Source organism: Sphingobacterium sp. JUb56 (genome assembly GCF_014191365.1).
Taxonomy (GTDB): domain Bacteria; phylum Bacteroidota; class Bacteroidia; order Sphingobacteriales; family Sphingobacteriaceae; genus Sphingobacterium; species Sphingobacterium anhuiense.
The window spans coordinates 2201341-2219583 of the sequence record NZ_JACHWL010000001.1; the positions used below are offsets into that span (position 1 = coordinate 2201341).

15 protein-coding genes are annotated in these 18243 nt (G+C 30.9%); 8 read left to right on the plus strand and 7 right to left on the minus strand.

Annotated elements, in window-relative coordinates:
• Window positions 1-3: 3 nt before the first annotated feature.
• The 4 genes from FHR29_RS09115 to FHR29_RS09130 are packed head-to-tail and all read right to left on the minus strand — an operon-like array spanning window position 4 to window position 4199.
• The gene (locus FHR29_RS09115; RefSeq protein WP_183913988.1) at window positions 4-1641 is read right to left on the minus strand and encodes a hypothetical protein; all 1638 of its coding nucleotides are present in this window, start codon (window positions 1639-1641) and stop codon (window positions 4-6) included.
• Window positions 1638-2567, minus strand: coding sequence for a hypothetical protein (locus FHR29_RS09120; protein ID WP_183913990.1), 930 nt, complete (start codon window positions 2565-2567; stop codon window positions 1638-1640). The genes FHR29_RS09115 and FHR29_RS09120 overlap by 4 nt, the downstream gene beginning before the upstream one ends.
• A 39-nt stretch (window positions 2568-2606) precedes the next feature.
• Window positions 2607-3449 carry a hypothetical protein gene (locus FHR29_RS09125; protein ID WP_183913992.1) on the minus strand — a complete coding sequence of 281 codons (843 nt, stop codon included), beginning with the start codon at window positions 3447-3449 and terminating at the stop codon, window positions 2607-2609.
• A gap of 24 nt (window positions 3450-3473) precedes the next feature.
• A complete protein-coding gene (locus FHR29_RS09130; RefSeq protein ID WP_183913994.1) occupies window positions 3474-4199 on the minus strand; it encodes a hypothetical protein in 726 nt (241 codons plus the stop codon).
• 148 nt (window positions 4200-4347) lie between these two features.
• On the opposite strand from FHR29_RS09130, the gene FHR29_RS09135 reads away from it, so the two are divergent.
• The 4 genes from FHR29_RS09135 (at window position 4348) to FHR29_RS09150 (ending at window position 10182) form a co-directional block, all read left to right on the plus strand.
• On the plus strand, window positions 4348-6567 hold the full coding sequence (locus FHR29_RS09135; RefSeq protein ID WP_183913996.1) for a peptidase domain-containing ABC transporter: 2220 nt from the start codon (window positions 4348-4350) through the stop codon (window positions 6565-6567).
• 2 nt (window positions 6568-6569) lie between these two features.
• Window positions 6570-7892, plus strand: coding sequence for an HlyD family efflux transporter periplasmic adaptor subunit (locus tag FHR29_RS09140; RefSeq protein WP_183913998.1), 1323 nt, complete (start codon window positions 6570-6572; stop codon window positions 7890-7892).
• Window positions 7892-9199, plus strand: coding sequence for a TolC family protein (locus FHR29_RS09145; RefSeq protein WP_183914000.1), 1308 nt, complete (start codon window positions 7892-7894; stop codon window positions 9197-9199). Before FHR29_RS09140 ends, FHR29_RS09145 begins: the two co-directional genes overlap by 1 nt.
• Window positions 9200-9282: 83 nt before the next feature.
• The gene (locus FHR29_RS09150) at window positions 9283-10182 is read left to right on the plus strand and encodes a glycosyltransferase family 2 protein (protein WP_183914002.1); all 900 of its coding nucleotides are present in this window, start codon (window positions 9283-9285) and stop codon (window positions 10180-10182) included.
• 49 nt (window positions 10183-10231) lie between these two features.
• Here the strand turns inward: FHR29_RS09150 and FHR29_RS09155 are convergent, their stop codons facing one another.
• Window positions 10232-10600 (minus strand): hypothetical protein, encoded by a 369-nt coding sequence (locus FHR29_RS09155; protein ID WP_183914004.1) that lies wholly within the window; start codon window positions 10598-10600, stop codon window positions 10232-10234.
• A gap of 70 nt (window positions 10601-10670) precedes the next feature.
• Between FHR29_RS09155 and FHR29_RS09160 the strand changes: the two genes are divergently transcribed.
• Window positions 10671-11779 (plus strand): IS3 family transposase gene (locus FHR29_RS09160; RefSeq protein WP_221197879.1). Its coding sequence is split into 2 segments (ribosomal slippage): window positions 10671-10932 and window positions 10932-11779, totalling 1110 coding nucleotides; the frame shifts between segments, so codons are not numbered across the junction.
• A gap of 109 nt (window positions 11780-11888) precedes the next feature.
• Here FHR29_RS09160 and FHR29_RS09165 read toward each other — a convergent pair.
• The gene (locus FHR29_RS09165; RefSeq protein WP_183914006.1) at window positions 11889-12728 is read right to left on the minus strand and encodes a hypothetical protein; all 840 of its coding nucleotides are present in this window, start codon (window positions 12726-12728) and stop codon (window positions 11889-11891) included.
• A 7-nt stretch (window positions 12729-12735) separates the two neighbouring features.
• On the minus strand, window positions 12736-13527 hold the full coding sequence (locus FHR29_RS09170; RefSeq protein ID WP_183914008.1) for a hypothetical protein: 792 nt from the start codon (window positions 13525-13527) through the stop codon (window positions 12736-12738).
• A 1329-nt stretch (window positions 13528-14856) separates the two neighbouring features.
• Here FHR29_RS09170 and FHR29_RS09175 point away from each other — a divergent pair.
• The 3 genes from FHR29_RS09175 (at window position 14857) to FHR29_RS09185 (ending at window position 18221) form a co-directional block, all read left to right on the plus strand.
• A complete protein-coding gene (locus FHR29_RS09175) occupies window positions 14857-15423 on the plus strand; it encodes a hypothetical protein (RefSeq protein ID WP_183914010.1) in 567 nt (188 codons plus the stop codon).
• Window positions 15424-16021: 598 nt separating this feature from the next.
• Window positions 16022-17119 (plus strand): MBL fold metallo-hydrolase, encoded by a 1098-nt coding sequence (locus tag FHR29_RS09180; protein ID WP_183914012.1) that lies wholly within the window; start codon window positions 16022-16024, stop codon window positions 17117-17119.
• A complete protein-coding gene (locus FHR29_RS09185; RefSeq protein ID WP_183914014.1) occupies window positions 17112-18221 on the plus strand; it encodes a serine protease in 1110 nt (369 codons plus the stop codon). Before FHR29_RS09180 ends, FHR29_RS09185 begins: the two co-directional genes overlap by 8 nt.
• Window positions 18222-18243 lie beyond the last annotated feature (22 nt).

The following is an 18243-nucleotide window of genomic DNA, read 5'->3' on the forward strand; positions in this document are numbered from 1 at the left end:
TACTTAAATTAACATTTCTTTTGATAAAGATTTATAATTATTATAAATCTTTAGATATTCTAATTCATTATTTAATTTATTACAAATATCTAAATTTCTAACATTATTTAGAATATATGCATCATTATCAATGTATTCAACTTTGTATCCAAAAAGTCTTGCTCTTGCTTGTTTTTCTAAATTTACACCTGTTTTAAGAAAGAAATACCAATTATTATTCTCTCCACCAAATTTCACATAATCGCTAGTATTCATTGCAAAAGATTCTATAAAACTAACTTGAGCATTAAGAAATTTCCCATCTAGCAATTTGCAATTTAAGTATAAGGTATATTTAAAATTATCCAAATCATCTAATGACAAGTGTTTTGTATTCGTCAAAGGATAAACAAGAATATTTTTTTGTGTTTTAAGAACTTTAATCGTTTTTAAAATATTTCGTACAGGTAACAATATGGCACTATTAATAAAAATAAAGTTTTTGGTAAATATAGAGTTTGATACTTCTTCACTTATATTTTCATCTTTAATAAAACGATAGTTAAGTTTAGGAGAAAACTCTCTAGTGTCTAGAATTTTATGAACACCGCTTTCAAAGATAAAAATTGATATATCCAGATATTTTAAAATGTAATCAACATAATATTTTAAATAATCTTGTGATCCCACTATTTTATTCTGATATTGAATAACAATTGAAGTATCGGATATGACAGTTTTCTTCTTGTGAATTTCTGTCTCCTTTATTTTATCAATATAGATACTAGAACAATATCCTGTAGGAAGATGTGAAAAATTGACAAAAAATGGAGAAGAATGCTTAAACACTAGTTTGGAAAAAAATTGATCCTTTTCTTGCTGAAAGACACCAGCATTGTGAAGAATTTTTTTCGAATACCACTGAGAAATCTCACTTTTAGGCCAACAAAAATCTAAATCTTTATCTATTTTTACTTTGAAATCCCTGCTCCAGGCATTCCATAGAATAGACCACATATCGGCGCACCAAGCTTGAGGTACATTTTGCAATTTGTCTGAATTTTCTCTGTTCCAAGTATTAATAAAATTATATAATAATTCTGATTTAACTTCTACACTTTTCCAGAAACTAGCATCAACATTTTTTATTACGTATTGAGCCCCTCCCGAATCAATAGAATTTTCTTCGACAACCTCAGGATCTATTTCGAACTCTGAACACATTGCTAAGAAAAAATCCATTCCGAATCTTTTAAGATATTCAGAGGATATATAATTGTTAGTATCAGATACGTACCAATTTTTTGTTTTTGTCAATCTTTTTTCATCTATTCTCTCCCTAAAAATAATATCGGAATCGTGATAAAAAATTATTTGATTTCGTAGATAATCATTGGCCTGGAAATGCTTATTTAGTAAATGTGGACGTATGGATGATACATATCTTGGATTTTTTCTTGTATCTTTATATAAATAAAACTTACCATATTTTTGTTTTTTGATAAACTTAATAATTTCTTGTGGAATATCTGATTTTCGTTTGAATCCTAATAGAACATGAACGTTATCTGAATCAATTTTTATGTCTTTAAAGTTCTGAAGTTGAACTTCAAGTTGCCATAAAAAGTATATTTCTGCTGGTTGAACGGATATATAGATCATAAAATTTCTGGCAAGAGAAGGATTTCGGTCCAACTACTTGAGACCATTTTTTTATGTGTTTTTATTGACAACCTTATGCCACCTAAACCAAAAATAGCATTACATAATTGATCATCAATTGATTTACTTTTAATTTCATTTTCCAGATTTCTAAAAAAACTTTTTATGATTTTATCATTAGGCTTATGTAACAATGTATTTAAAAAGTATAACTTACGAAAAGATATTGAATTGTATTCAATATCAACTCTGAAATTTGGCAAAAATTCATAAACCGCATCTAGCCAGTTTATTTCATAATTCCAATTATAGAGTTCATTTATTTTATAAGCGATAAATAAGTTGCTTAAGTAAATCTCATTTAATTTAGTACTCAAAGATCTTTGTTTACTAATTTTTTGCAATACACTATCTAGTATTTTTTTTATATAATCAGAAAAATAATCTAAACAGTTTATTAAATGAAGAATATAAATCATCCCTGAGACATCATTATTATACAAAGAGAAATTATTATTTTCAAGATGTTCAGCTATTCTTTCTATCGCTTGGATTACAAGTATAAAATCCAAATTTTCTTTCGTGATTTTTTGTTCGAATCTTATTAAATATAAATAAAAGTAATATATATAGTTTTGTAAAGAGCTAGTTTCAAAATACAATATTTCATGTCTTAATCTTTCTTCAATTTCAGTAAAAAGGTCGCACACATCAGACTCAAGAATATTATTTTTATTCAATAATTCCAAAATTAATATGATACACGCATTAGAGTCCCAAAAACTATCGCAAAGCTTGAGATGTTTTTGGGATCTAAATAATTTATACAATTCAATAGATTTCTGTTGAATGTTATTTTTTAATTCTTCTGAAGGTTTTTCGTCGAATTCATAAGCTAAAATTAAAATTGATTCATCTACCATCACAATCCTAACTCTGTTTTACACATTTATTACTGTTCTGCATTAATTAAATTTTATTTTCACAGAGCAAGGTATACAGGTTGCAACCGCGATATCTAAAATTGTGTAAACCTGCGTTTTTGTACCGATTAAATGGTTTGCAACTTCATTTATTAAGTCAGGATTTTGATCTGTATTTTTTAAATGTGCAATATTGGATTTAATTACTTCTCCACTTGTCGAAATTGTAAGGTCATAATATAAATTTATTGTTCCAGACGGACTATCAAACGTGAACTTTAAATCTTTATAGTTGATCCCGATATTACAATTATATTTATGTCCTTTTAAATTTTTGGTGTCAAATAATATCTGATTTTTTTCAAAATCAAATGTCTTTTTGCTTAATTTATTGGACAATAACGCAGAAAACTCTTCAGCAGAAATTTGCTGAAGATCGTGTCCAACGATAGTATCCTTTAATAGGTCTTCTACTGAAATGTATCTTTTTATATCAATTTTAGGATTTTCTTTGATCTTCCTAGCAATAGACCAGCTCGGATAGAATGATCCACCTAGAGTTATTGACTTAGGATTGTAAGGGAATTTTTTATAGTCTCTCCAATCTATATAAAGGGAGTCATTAACTCTTTCACCAAAAAATTTACTTATATCTATACTATCCTTTAGATTCATCTTATAAAGCAGAAATCGTTTTTCCCCATCAATGACAGAAACAAGCGTGGATGTATCAGAACTTCTCAAAAAAATCCCCTTTAAGGCACTGTTTTGCTGACTTTTAATAATTGATTGTTTTTGTTTATTCTCAGAATTACAACCCCACAAGATTAGAAGACTTACCAAAGAGGTATTAAAAAATGGCTTAAATATATTTAATGACATCATTATTAAATGAAAATAGAATTTAGATTAACCATTATATGGTGTTGTTATACCGCCATCATCAAATGGTGTTGTTATGTTTGGATCATTAGGATCTGGTGGAGCAATTGTACTCGAAGAAAGATCTGGCTGAAATGTAGTATGATTTGCCTGATTATCCCAGTCTTGAGCACCAACAGTATAAACTGCTTGTACATTTCCAAATTTCTCATTAAATTGAGATTCCGTATAATACCCTGAATCAGAAGTGTTTTGAGAATCGGTAATTTTATAGATCTTCTGATTATTTGAATTATAAGTAAAACCATCGACAGCAACAGCATGCCCTCCTTCTACACCATCCCTATTATATTTTACGTTTACAACTCCTACAGAATTAGTATCTAAATCACTAAGATTACTTTTTACGTCAACATTATCGAACATTGAATTCATTGTTTGATAGGCTACAGTTGGCGCTACACCATTCTGATTAATTGAAGCTACAGGGTTAGAAGTATCATAAGTTCCATAATTATTGTGAGTATCAAAAGCAGAAACGGTATTGTATAAATTGTCATTGACTCTTGATTCATTCATATAATAGGTACCTACTCCGAAAGTAATTTTGTAAACTTCCTGAAAAGATCTAATAAAACAATCACCCGGCAAAACTCCGTCCCCACCTCCAACATGTTTTGTTTTTTCAATAAAAGATAATACCTGCAGCTCTCGCTCAAGTTCTGCGAAACTAATTTTAAGTTTATTGCTCATAATTTTCATGTGTTTATAATTACAGGATTAATTTATTAAATTATTATATGAAATGCAAATAAAAATTTAACGCAATCGATTGTTTTGATTTTTATTTGCATTAAAATAAATTTAAAGAATATATTCGTGCAATATTATAAACGAAATTATGAACCTTAGATCATTTCCGATTGAAAGGCAACTTGATGCTATGGATTGTGGTCCAGCTTGCTTGAAGATGATTGCTAAATATTACGGAAAATACTATTCTTTACAGCATTTAAGAGACCTATGTGGAAATACTCGCGAAGGTGTCTCAATATACGGAATTTCTCATGGAGCCGAGAAAATCGGCCTAAGATCATTGGCCGCCCACTGCACTATAGATGATCTCCTCACAAAAGTTCCTTTTCCGGTTATCATTCACTGGGATAACAGTCATTTTGTTATTTTATATAAAATAAAAGAACGGAAAGAAGGGAAATCTAAATTTTATATAGCTGATCCTTCGAAAGGAAAAAATCTCTATTATGAGAAAGAGTTTGAGGAGAAATGGATTAAAAAAAATGAAAATAAAAGTTCTGGTGTAGTATTAATATTGGAACCACAAGCTGATTTTAAGCAACGGCAAAAAGATGAAAGGGCAGAAAGAGGGAGACACTATGAAAATATTTTAGGATATTTTCGTCCTTATAAAAAAAGCTTCATATACCTTGGAATCATAATGCTATTGATTACTTGCATGCAGGCAACTCTACCTTTTATTTCAAAAGCTATTATTGATGTAGGTATACAAACAAAGGATATAACATTTATAAATATTGTCCTTTTTGCCAATCTCGCATTAATAATAAGTATCACTTTAAGTTCTGCTGTAAGAGATTGGATTTTACAACATATTTCATCAAGAATCAATATCGCTTTAATATCAGACTATTTAATCAAATTAATGAAACTTCCTGTTTCGTTTTTTGAAAATAAAATGCTTGGAGATATCTTGCAACGTGCTAATGATCATGAACGTATCAGAAGTTTCGTTATGAATAATTCGCTGAATCTACTTTTTTCAGTTTTCACATTTTTTGTTTTTAGTATTGTCCTATTTATCTACAATGTTACTATTTTTTACATTTTTACAGCTGGGAGTATTATTTATATTACATGGGTTATGTTATTTCTTAAATTAAGAAAAAAATTAGATTGGGATTATTTCGAACTAACAGCAAAGAATCAAAGTTATTGGGTGGAAACGATTGAAGGAATTCAGGATATTAAAATTAATAATTACGAACAGGCAAAGCGCTGGAAATGGGAAGGAATTCAGGCCAGATTGTTTAAAGTCAATCTACGTATGTTAGGTATTAATAATGTACAAAACTTAGGAGCCAACTTTATCGATAGTGTTAAGAATTTATTGATAACTTTTTTTTGTGCTAAAGCGGTGATTGCAGGAGAAATAACGTTCGGCGTTATGATTTCAACCCAGTTTATTATAGGTCTTTTAAGTGGACCTATTCAACAGTTCATCATGTTCATGGTTTCATTTCAGTTTGCACAAATCAGCTTTATGCGTCTTAATGAAATTCAAATGTTACAGGATGAAGACGAAGATACAGGTACTAATGATATAGATCTTACAAATAGTAAAAATATAATTGTGAAAAATTTATCATTTCAATACACCCCCACTTCACACATAATTCTACAAAATATAAATATTGTAATCCCTCAAGGAAAAGTAACTGCAATTGTAGGAGATAGCGGGAGTGGTAAATCTACATTATTAAAACTCTTGCTCAGACTGTATAAACCAAGTTTTGGTGAAATTCTTATCGGCGGAATGAATATTAATAATATTGGACTAAAACAATGGAGAGATCGATGTGGGGCTGTAATGCAGGATGGAAAGATATTTAATGATACTATTCTAAACAATATTATCTTAAATGATGAAAAACCAAATAATGAACGTTTAAAGAATGCTGTAGAAGCAGCCAATATTAGTTACGAAATCGAACAATTACCCTTAGGTTATCAGACAAAAATGGGCGAAAACGGAAGAGGACTGAGTGGAGGACAAAAACAAAGAGTTCTCATAGCAAGGGCCCTCTATAAGGATCCTGATATACTTTTCTTCGATGAAGCTACAAATTCTCTTGATACTATTAATGAACAAAAGATTACTTCTGCGCTTAATGATATTTTTAAAGGTAAGACTGTTGTAGTTGTTGCCCATAGGCTTAGTACAATCCGAAAAGCTGATCAAATAATAGTTATGAAAGATGGTAAAGTAATTGAGATCGGTAATCATAACTATTTGTTAGAATTAAGAGGAATGTATTATCAATTAGTGGAAAGCCAATCAGAAATGAAAATAATATCTAATTGATCATGACAGAAAAAAGAAATTTGATAACTGATGGGCGGACTGAAGAAGTACAAGATATTATCGATCGAATGCCGACAACATTTGCTCGTAACATTACATTGATTGTATGTCTTATCATTATACTTCTATTATTTTTTGGATATACCGTTAGGTACCCGGATATTGTGAGTGGCGAAGCAACAATTTCTGCAGAACAATCGCCATTACAAATTGTGGCAGTGCAGACTGGAAGATTAAAACTTAATAAAATAAAATCTCAAGATTTTATAGAACCAGATCAGTTATTGGCATGGATTGACAACCCTGCAAAACCAAATTTTGTTCGACAAATCAAAAATACTCTTGCTACATCGTCTATTTCTACATCTAACGCGCAAACTTTATATAGGAAGTTACCAAAGAATCTTAATTTAGGTGATTTGACTATACCCTATTCATCTTTTCTAACAAGTGTCCGCCAGCTAGCAGATTACCAAGTAAATAAGCTATACGACAAACAAGCTTCATCATTTACAGAAATATTGAATGAACAAAATAGTGCATTGATAACTCTAAAAGAAAGAGAAAGACTAAACAAAGAAAGTTTGAAAATTGCTAATAAATATATTAAAAGAGACTCAATTTTGTTTGCAAAAAGATTAATCAGCGAATCTGAGTTTGAAAAATCACTTATTACTCAAATCACTGTTGAGGATGAATGGAAAGGGGCCCTAAGAAATTCAGGCGCGATACGTGAACAGATTAGCACAACAGAAAATTCTATTCAGCAAAATAAAATAACTAAATCAGAGAAAGAGCTCCAACTTAATTTAGAGTTTTTAACTTCATATAATAATCTTATCGATAAAATTACTCTATGGGAGAAGCAATATTTAATTACTTCTCCTGTTAGTGGAAATGCTCAATTTTTGAAATTTTGGACGGATAATCAATTTGTACAATCGGGGGAAGCTTTATTTTCAATTGTTCCTAAAGAAAATAAAGCATTAGGTAAAGTGATGCTACCTGTACAGGGTTCAGGAAAAGTCGAAGTTGGTCAAAAAGTGATTGTAAAAATGTCTGATTATCCTTATATGGAATATGGATATATAGAAGGCAAAGTAGAAAACATTTCAATGGTGTCGACTCCGATTAACTACGGAAATGGGACCACAATGGAGTCGTATCTGGTTTCTTTGGTATTTCCTGAAGGTTTAAAAACAAATTATGGCTTACAGTTAGATTTTAGATTTGAAACAAAAGGTATTGCTGAAATTATTACCAAAGACAGAAGGTTAATTGAAAGATTTTTTGATAATCTAAAATATATAGGAAATTCCAAATAATGAAAAAACTGTTAATAACTTTCGCTTTATTAATAGCCATATCATTCATAAAATTGTATGGTCAGCGAAAAATAAAGTGGGAAGAAGCTGTTATTATATTTCAAGAAAATAACATCAATTTAAAACAAAGCGAATTAAAAGAACAAATAAGTAAAACCAATATTGAAATCGCAAAGAGCAACCTACTCCCTTCATTATCATTCAATGCAAATAATCAGAATACAGTAGGAATGATATTTGACCAAATATCTGGAAAATTAATTACTGGAAGTCAATGGTCTAATTACGCTACAGGTAGTCTAAATTCGAATGTCGTTATTTATCATGGAGGGCAGAAGCAAAAAATTGTTGACATGGAAAAAATCAATTCTGATATAGCAAAACTTAATAGTAAAGCTCTAGAGAAAGAATTGGTTTTGCAGTTGCTATCTCTATTTACACAGACCTTAATTAACCATGATCTTTGGGAAGCTAGCAAAACACAACTATTATTAAGTGAAAAGCTGCTTGCAGAAGAACAAGTATTATTGGAAATAGGAAAAAGGACAATGATTGACTTTTCCCAAGCAAAAGCAAAGTATGCTAATGATAAATTGAATACAGTTACCACTAAAAATTCTTATGATTTTTCAATGATGAAACTTAAAAGAATATTAGAAATTGATGATTCAGAGAACGTGATTATAGTCTCTCCAGAGATAATTGCTGCAGAAAGAATTATACCAAGCTATGATTTACTCAATGATCCTTATTTGAAATTACTAAATAAGCAATTAGAATTAGGTACTATCAAAATGAAGTTAGCAAAAACTGGTTTTTTCCCAATAATTTCCTTCAATGGTAGTTATGGCACGAATTATTCCAATCAGAGATTAAATGTAGTAACAGGAGAAAAAATTCCTTTTTTCAAGCAGTTCAATGAAAATAGAATGTTATATGGAAATATTAGCATATCAATGCCACTCTTTGACGGCTTTAAAACTAAATACAATATTAGAATAAACAAATTAGAACAAAGTAATTTGCTATTTGAAAAAGAAAAACTTCAAAAGGAACGAAAACAGCGGATTTCTGAGAGTTTATTAGATTATATCGCATCGGAAGAAGAACTAAATGCTATTCAGGTAGCATATGATGCTAATGGTATAAATTACAGAGCAGTTAACGAGAGATATAATATTGGTAAGAGTTCCTCTATAGATCTCTATAGGGTATTGACTGAGTATAATATTTCAGAATTCAGACTTATTAACGCTCGATATAATATGTTTTATAAAAGGGAAGTCTTAAAACTGCTTGATAACTAAGTTATCAAGCTTTAGCAAAAAATAAATCAAATTTTATCATATCTTTTTTTAAATCGTTATTAATCTAAAAATAAACGAACTGTATGAATGTAGAAGTTTCTATTCTAATCCCAACCTATAATTCTTCACATTTTTTATTAGAATGTATTGGAAGTATTTTACGTCAAAAATTTCAAAATTTTGAAATTGTAATCATTGACGATTACAGTACAGATAATACCCAAATCGTAATCGAACAGCTCCAAGGATTGACCAATAAAATTTTTTATTATAAAAATTTCAATGAAAAAGGGTTAATACCAGCTCTTAATTATGGAATCACAATGTGTAATGGTACGTTTATTGCAAGAATGGACGCAGATGATCTTATGTCTGTCGATCGTTTAGATCAGCAAATAAGATTTCTAAAAAATAATCTAGACTATGTAGGTATCTGTTCATCTATGCAATTAATTAACGAAAATTATGAATATTTATCCAATTCAATACTAAATGAAAGTGAAACAACCTGTAAATTTATGATGCTCTTTTGTAATATGTATGTGCACGGAAGCATGACTTTACGAAAAAGCTATCTCCCTGATATAGTTTACGATATGGAATATGAAAATTGTGAGGACTATGAACTATGGATAAAATTACTCGATAAGTATAAAATAAAAAATTTGACTAAAGTTCATCATATTTATAGAATATATCCAAATCCTAATAAATCTAAAGACTACTTAAAAACTCAAACCATTAATGTCTTAAAATTAATTTCAAGACATTTAGATTATTACGAAATCACATATAATGAAAGGGAGTTATTAATTCATTATTCACTGTTTCAAAATAAAGTATCTTGTGGAACAAAGCAAGAGATTGTAAATTGGTTAAATAAGCTATTTAACTCTGAACATATTGTTAAGAACTTTCCCTTGAGCTTTTTAAACCATCAAAAAGACAGAATGTTCGAACAGCTCAAATTGAATGAAATATAGATTTACTTAATAATAGTAGTTTTCCTAAAAGGATAATATTACCAACTTGCTATATACTCCTTGGATCTGGCTTAAGGGGCATCTTGGCACAGCGGATCACTTCCAGTGACGGACAGCCAAACCCCTGCACCACCTTCTCTTCGATGAGGTAGATGCCGGCTCCTCTTAAAGGATATTGTGCCAACGATGGCGGAAAATGGACGGTATCAAAGAACTTGCCTTCGATATCAAAGAAGGTTCCGAATTTCATCAGCTCACCACGCTTTGTCTTGACAAACTTTTCGGCCACAAAATCGCCTACCATACGAACGGTCCTACCGACATGATCCAGCAGTTCACGGCTCTGCACATCGCCCCGAAAATCACTCCGGGCAAGATCAAACAGCGTACCGCTGACACAGAAACCGATAAGCTCCATGGTAGTGTAAGTGTCCCAAAAAATCAAACAGCTTAAAACTGGACATAAATGTTTAGATTTAAGTAATAAGATGAAAAAGACACGTTTTACAGAAACACAGATTGTAAGAGCTCTCAAAGAGGGAGAAGAAGGTAGAAAGACGGATGATATCTGCCGGGAGCTTGAGATTAGCAAAGCCACCTTTTATAACTGGAAAAGTCGTTACGGTGGCATGGAAGCATCTGATGTCAAGCGCCTGAAGGAACTTGAAGAAGAAAATGCACGCCTGAAAAAGATGTTTGCCGAGCTGAGTATGAACCATGATATCCTAAAAGAAGTCATCACAAAAAAAGGTTGGGGCTCTGGAAACAAAAACAGTTAACCCAGGAGATTGTTCTGGATCACAGTTTGAGTGTCACCGGAGCCTGTAAATTGACAGGTATGTGCCGTTCACAATATTACTATGTTAGTAAGAAAGATGATAGCGCCGTTATAGCAGCATTAGATCAGCTGTCTTCTAAACATCCTGTATATGGATTTCGAAAACTATATGCCTACCTGCGCAGGGAAGGTAAGCCATGGAACCATAAAAAAGTATATAGAGTATATAAGCTGCTTAATATGAACAAGAAGCGGCGTGGCAAACGTCGGCTACCTGCTCGGGAGAAACAGCCTTTGGAACAACATATCAGCATTAATCAAAAATGGAGCATGGACTTTATGAGCGACAGCTTGGCCAGCGGAAACAGGTTTAGAACTTTTAATGTGATGGATGACTGTTCCCGTGAGATATTGTGTATCGAAATAGCTACTTCAATTTCTTCTTTGCGAGTAACCCGGACACTTGAACAAATTATAGACTGGCGGGGCAAACCGCTCTGTATACGTGTAGATAATGGGTCCGAATTCACCAGTCATCATTTTGAGCTCTGGTGTAAAGACCAAGGTATCGCTATTCAATTTATCCAGCCCGGTAAGCCTATGCAGAACGGTTACATCGAACGGTTCAACCGAAGTTATCGCAAAGAAATTTTGGATGCTTATTTATTTTTCAACTTGTCAGAAGTAAGAGAATATACCCAGACCTGGATGGATGAATATAATAACAACAGACCCCATGAAGGTCTTGGGAATCTTACACCAACGGAATTATCAAAAAATATTAGGCAACAACAACAAATAAATCAATTAGTAACGTAAATTAGAAAAGTCCAATCTCAGCTGTCGGAAAAATGGGGTACTTACATATTTACAAGAGGTTAAATTAAAGGTCATAAAAAACGACTCTATTTCTAGTATACTCATATATTTAAATTTTACTATCATATTTTTCACCTGCTAAAAAATCCAAATATCGTTTTATTAAATATGTTATATCATATAGATTTTTAAAAGTGTCAAATTCTTCGTTTAATTCTTTTTTGAATTTTTCTATTGTATGTTCTCTTTTTTTCTGCTCACTCCAACCATCAAAATTGAAACACTCATCTAAAACATATTTTTCTAATATATAACCATTAAAATAACCTTGTATATCTTCCTTTTCATCATTTATAATATTATATATGTCATTGTATATTGTCGATAACTGAAATGAAGTATTTAAATTAAATATAGCCCCAAGCTGTCTTTTCTGTGATGATGTTAATCTCTCTAACCCTATTATTGTTATATATAGTGCAATTTCACTTTTATAATCATTTAAAAAGGTTTTTACTGGAAAAATATTTTTAAAAAGCACTTTTCTATTGTATAATGAATTTAATACTTTGTGACTTGGTTCATTTATATAAGTGAACTTTGAATTAGTATGTTCTAATTGTCTATATACTATATCTAAAGCTCTATTAAATTCTAAATCTTTCTTATTCTCTTCAATTTCTTGCTTTTGAATATTAATTTGGATATTCTGCATTCGTATTTGTTCTTTTTGGGCTGAATATGTCTTTACTACGAAAAATACAGTACCAAATGACAGTACTAAACCGCTTAGTCCTGTTATTGCTTCAAATGCACCAACCAGCTTATCATCACCTTTAGAAATAAATACACTTACACCAATACAATAGCATATAAACAATCCTAAAAATCCCAATGCTACTTTAATTGTATCATCATAATACCATCCGCTTTTTTTCTCTTTATTCATATTTTTATTATCCAAGGTCTAAATTTTCTATTTTATTTATTTTAAGAGAATAAAGTACAACAGTCAAGTCAAATTCTAAATTCTGAAACATCATTTTATTTTGCGAATCAAGTATTAACTCCTTATACGAATCAGACTTTTTTATAACAAAATATAATTGTTGAAACATATCAATTTTTTTAATCAGCGTAGGTTCAATATTATTAGCGAATAATGTTGTGAAAAACTGCTTATCAGTATCAGAAAGATTATTATTAGAATTGATTACATTATAATAAACTTTAAATTCTTCTGTAAGAAATCTCAATACATCTAAATAACTAACAAATCGACCAAAATTGTTTAATTCGGCTAATTCATTGATATTTTTAAAGTTTATTGTTTTAAAACAATTATCATACATAACCTTTATTGAAGTAACTCCATATTCGGACGTTAATTTCACATCAGGTATTGCACTGTATCTAACTAAAGTATGTTCCAATTGTCTATATATTATATCCATCACCCTATTGAAATCACCGTCCTTTTTATCATCCTCAATTTGTTTTCTCTGCATTTTTATTGTATCCCTTTGTGTTTGGTATGTTGCATAAACAAAAATCACTGTTAAAATGTTAATTCCTAAGGCAATAAATGCAATGGAGGAATCAATACTATTATATCCATTTACATCATCAACCTTGCCTTTCCAATAACAATAGATTGCTAAACCAAAAATAAAAAAACAAAAAATGATAGAAACTACAATACCGATATGTACTCTAAATGTCTTTTCATCAAACTTACTTTCTTTCATAAATATTTTAAACGGTTAATTTTAAAATTTCACGAAGATATGAATTTTTAAAATCTATTTTTTTAAGATAATTATCACAAAGGTGGATAAAAAAAGACTCTATTTCTAGAGTCTTAAATAAGTACGTATTTCTTAGAACGCTAGTTTTTCTTTTCTTTAAAAATATCAATAATATAAAATCGCTCACCTCTTTTTATTGTATTGAATTTGTATTCAACTCCTCCTAAATGTAAAACCCCTAAATCACCTGTGCTTAAAAGTTCAGCAACGGCATTTTTAATACTTCAGTTTTTTTGTATTTATTTAAAATATCTAGTAATTCTTATCTAATAGAGTCAACTACAGTTTCATCAACTAATTCTTATACTTTCCAACTCATATTTATATAATTTAGTGAATTACAATAATAGTAAAAATCTGTTATTATTAAGGCGTGACTATCCTCTGTAGCCTTACATTACTAAATAGAGATGAATTTGCATATTCTACCTCCAACAGCATAAAGTAACTATTACCGTATCTTGTTTGGTAAACTTCCCTTTCAGACTTCCGGATATTGTACCCCGTACGCTTTAAGGCCGGCAAGATGTCGATCGTCAATGGTACAATCATCGCATTTATCATTCGTCATTATTTCCTTATTCCAACAGGTTGGCATTTCTATCTTAAGCCCCTTTACTGTAAAACGAATTTTCCCCCTGCTTTGATTTAATATTGAATAGGGTGGCAATTCAAGATGAGGCTACATTTCTACAAATATTACCTAAACCAACCCTTACTTTGATTTAACAATATTTAACAGATCGTGTACATCTGAATGTTGAGCAAACAGTTATCTTGTCGCGTAACCTCTCAGATTCAATATCCAAAAATATACAATAAAAAAACTAACATATTAGTATTATTAGCTGTAAATTTCAGTTTAAGAGGTTTTAATCAAAAAAAACACTCTCCCTAATGAGACAATACGGTTTACCGTAAACATTTCGTTAGTCTTTCATTTATATTCGCGAAATCTTTAATTTAAAAATTATAATCATGTAATTAACACAAAAAAGTATTTATATTAACCTCGGAAGCAAAGTCCAGGGCACTCCTACTTATTAAAGTAATTTTGGCATTCAAAATGTTTTTTTGAACTCTCAAGGCTTCACCTATGGCTTAGCATATTGTTATAAAGTTTAATGAAAGATTGAATTCATTTGGTTTATCAACACTAGGTCACTATAGAATATGATTTAAGGAATTTATTTGTACTTTTTAGTTTTAAATTAGCTAAAGGAAGATACTATTTGAGTTAGCATTAATATATATCAATAATAATATTTTATGAAAGAAAAAATCTTACAAGAGTTAAAGGTATTAAAACAAAAAATAGATTCAGAAAATCCAGAAACTGTAAAACTTCAAATGGGTCTACTTGATCGGATTATAGATAGATTTTTTGATGGCAGTTCTTATAAGAACAAATTATTACAAGCTCATCAACATGTTGAAACTGTTCTTTACTACAATAAAGAAAATTTTATGGGTCGAAGTACAAAGCAGGCCAAAATAATATGCAATGAGATTTTAGAAAATATGATGGTTGAAGTCGCGAATTTTGATGTACCAATAAAAAATAATAAAAAAGTAGATAAATCCATCAGAATTACTACAACTAATAATAATACTCAATCGCAGACTATACATATAGATCTATTAAAAGATGTTATTAAAGATTCACTTACAGGTAAACAATATAAAGAACTGGTAGAAATAGTACAAGAATATGAAGATATCGATAAAGCTGTCCCAAAATTAATAGATAAAATAAAAAGCTTCGGTAGTGATGTAGCGAGTAATGTACTTGCAAATATTATTACTAATCCAACAATATTTGGTGGATTATTTTAAAAAACTATTTGGTCCAAAGTTATTTAACCATTATGACTTTACTTCTTTTGAAAAAAATATGATAACATACGTAACTTGACTTTGACCTGTTGTAACATTACACTAAAAGAAAAGCTTTACATTTTACTAACTTTTGATGCAATCTGAGTATCACACAATATAATTCTTAGATTAATTGTGCGATTTATAAAGAGTATTTCAACAACTACATGTTAAAAATAATATTAAATTGAGACTGAAAATGCAGATTTAAGTTGATAAAGATAGCTGAAATCAGGTATGGTAAGGCTGTGCAAGTTGGATAATGCTACAATGGAGTCTAAATGGAAGACGTAACCAATTAGATTTACATCTCCCATTTTTAAAATAAATTTAAAACAGAAAATTTAGTTTGTTAAAAAAATGAAAAGAGCAAATTTTCATTATATTAAATTATTAATATTTTTCAAGAATATGAAGCAGGTAACTCCACAACGGATATGTATAGGATATACCAAATTTTGTAATTATCTATAGTATTTATATGTCAATATTGCGGGTATAGATTTTAATTGTTAAATTACGAATAAAAATATAACCATATTAACTCTGTTTTTTAGTGAAACATCCTTTAAACGAAAATCTCAGGACGCAGGTACGTATACTACCTGCTAAACACGGAGACTCCATAATTGTAAAAACATTTGACAGCCAGGCAAATGAATTTAATATTGTTATTGATGGTGGGCCTCCAGGAACCTTTGAAGAAGTTCTTCACAGAGAATTAAGGGGAATTCTAATGATCAACATCATAGTCCTTACCCATATAGATAACGATCATATCGGCGGTCTGATCAAATTTGTTAAAAATGCACTATTTAATCCTAGCCAGGTAGAAAGATACTGGTTCAATTCAAAAAATATACAGATTACATCTACCAGTGATAACATCCACGCTGGACATGCCAAAACATTTGAAGAACTACTTATTGACAAAGGCAATATTAAGGATAAATGGGAAGAGGATATTATAGTAGGGGTCGAGCCAAAAATGCCCGAAGGTATTTCCGTAGAGATTGTTTCGCCCTCACAGGAAATACTAGAACAGCTTTATTTGAATTGGCCCTCTCTCAGTGAGGAGTATCTTGAAAAATTGCAAGATCTGAATATTTCAGCAATACAACCTTCACAGATTCAACGTGGCACCCTCCAGGATTTAGCATTGGCAGATGATACTCCCGCTAATCAAATTTTAAAAGATATTTTCAATAGCTCTTCTATAGCTTTTGTTTTTAGGACGTTTGACACATCCTTCCTATTTCTTGGCGATGCTCATCCGATTTTTATGGAAGAAACACTGACTGCCAAAGGATATTCAGCCGATAATAAACTTAAAGTGGATTTTGTCAAAATTTCTCACCATGGAAGTAAAAATAATACAACAAATAAACTTCTGGATATGATTGACTGTGATAAATTCATTATTTCCACTAATGGTGGTAGTTCATCCCATACACATCCCGATAGAGAAACAATTGCACGGATAATCCATCACCCCGAGAGAGTTAAATCCAACTATGCTAATAAGCGCACCGTATACCTGAATTACCCGCTTGAAAGCATTGCTGCAAAAGCCGGACAATTTGTTCATGGGGAAGATTTTAAGGTGGGAAACTGGGAATTAATCGAAAACAAATGCATTCTAGAAAATGAATGAAGATATATTAAATAGACTCTGTGTTCGTATTATTCTCAAGATCGATGGAAATTATGTGAGCCTTGGAACTGGTACTTTGCTCAAGGGAAGTGATAGCTTCTATGTAGTTACTGCCCATCATTGCGTTTTCGGTGACAATAATGCTTATCCTAATATACAGATTGATGAAATTATTATTGAAAAGCAGGCCTCTTTTAATGCGCCTTTTGCGCCGGTCACTGTGCTCGCGATAACTGCTTCGGATTTTAAAAATGACTGGGCTCTCATCAAAGTAAACTTTGAAAATCACGATGGCCTACATCCTGAAATATCAACCACTATAAATTTCGAACGCGATGATGAGGTTATTTTTACAGGATTTCAGTTTATAAATAAAGACGAATCCAGATCTTTTAAAAGTACGGTTCAAAATGCCATATCCGGAAATGAATTTCGTATAACATTAGCTGATAAGGACACTTTCAAATCTGGCGGTGATCATGCAAAAGGCCTGTCCGGAAGCGGAGCTTTTTTGATCGACGGTAAACGCCTCCTCTTGGTAGGTATACTTAAAAATGTAAAAGGTGATGAAGCATTGAATGATGATATTAAATGCTGTTCTATGGAAAAAATCGCCCCATTGATTGGTCTTGAAATCTGTCAAAAGCTATTAAACTCTTTCGCAGACCCTTTTGGAAGTAAAAAGTTTGACGAAATTATCATTACCGACAAAAGAAACCTTATGCAAAAGATCTTGGCCGTAAATACCGATTTTTCCGAAACAAAGATGAAAAGATTATGTCGTCAGCTTGCACTGGGAAAAGCTGAACTCGAGTTTATACAGGAACGTGACATGAGTGCCATTAAGTACCGTCTGTTTGAGGAATGTCAAGAGGTACTCGAAGATTTTGTAGATGACAATATTGGCACAGTTTTGACTCAAGAACAGATAGAAGGTCTTATCCAAAAGTTTACGGACAGCGCGATTGAAATAATTGAAATAAAATCCAAAATGTACAGATACCCGAAAATTGATAATAACCTTATGCGAAAGATTGTTCTGGATCTAATCAATGAGTGTTATCTTTCATTCGATAAAGAAGGTTTATATGCAACAGAATAGAAGCTCAGCAAAAAAAAGATTG

Coding starts and splice junctions, on each gene's coding strand:
- FHR29_RS09185 (WP_183914014.1), top strand. CDS start 17,112: ATGAATGAAGATATATTAAATAGACTCTGTGTTCGTATTATTCTCAAG.
- FHR29_RS09150 (WP_183914002.1), top strand. CDS start 9,283: ATGAATGTAGAAGTTTCTATTCTAATCCCAACCTATAATTCTTCACAT.
- FHR29_RS09175 (WP_183914010.1), top strand. CDS start 14,857: ATGAAAGAAAAAATCTTACAAGAGTTAAAGGTATTAAAACAAAAAATA.
- FHR29_RS09125 (WP_183913992.1), bottom strand. CDS start 3,449: ATGATGTCATTAAATATATTTAAGCCATTTTTTAATACCTCTTTGGTA.
- FHR29_RS09170 (WP_183914008.1), bottom strand. CDS start 13,527: ATGAAAGAAAGTAAGTTTGATGAAAAGACATTTAGAGTACATATCGGT.
- FHR29_RS09155 (WP_183914004.1), bottom strand. CDS start 10,600: ATGGAGCTTATCGGTTTCTGTGTCAGCGGTACGCTGTTTGATCTTGCC.
- FHR29_RS09140 (WP_183913998.1), top strand. CDS start 6,570: ATGACAGAAAAAAGAAATTTGATAACTGATGGGCGGACTGAAGAAGTA.
- FHR29_RS09165 (WP_183914006.1), bottom strand. CDS start 12,728: ATGAATAAAGAGAAAAAAAGCGGATGGTATTATGATGATACAATTAAA.
- FHR29_RS09135 (WP_183913996.1), top strand. CDS start 4,348: ATGAACCTTAGATCATTTCCGATTGAAAGGCAACTTGATGCTATGGAT.
- FHR29_RS09145 (WP_183914000.1), top strand. CDS start 7,892: ATGAAAAAACTGTTAATAACTTTCGCTTTATTAATAGCCATATCATTC.
- FHR29_RS09115 (WP_183913988.1), bottom strand. CDS start 1,641: ATGATCTATATATCCGTTCAACCAGCAGAAATATACTTTTTATGGCAA.
- FHR29_RS09130 (WP_183913994.1), bottom strand. CDS start 4,199: ATGAGCAATAAACTTAAAATTAGTTTCGCAGAACTTGAGCGAGAGCTG.